Source organism: Helicobacter sp. 11S03491-1, assembly GCF_002272835.1.
Lineage (GTDB): Bacteria > Campylobacterota > Campylobacteria > Campylobacterales > Helicobacteraceae > Helicobacter_J.
Genome location: NZ_MLAO01000033.1, coordinates 1 through 248 on the forward strand (window position 1 = coordinate 1; position 248 = coordinate 248).

A 248-nucleotide genomic window follows, 5' to 3' on the forward strand; every position below is an offset into this window, starting at 1 on the left:
GTTGGTATTGATTATAGGGAAATACCGGTTCTTGTATTGTAATCGCACTTTGAATATCTGCCCCGCTTTTAGCACTGATATTGATCACAGGAGATTGGACTTGAGAATAACCGCTCCATACTTGCGTGATACTCCCTTGCATAATCGCCCCATCGGAGAGATTGATATTGAGGTGATTTTGAGGGTAAGTAACATTCCCTTTATAAGCATAACCTGTTGTAGCACTATTCCCGGAGAAATTATAAGTC

At 40.7% G+C, this 248-nt stretch carries 1 protein-coding gene; it reads right to left on the reverse strand.

Going from position 1 to position 248, the window contains the following annotated elements; all coding sequences use genetic code 11:
* Positions 1-248 (reverse strand): hypothetical protein (locus BKH45_RS08965; protein WP_180675740.1); only part of this gene is annotated, 248 nt, incomplete at both ends.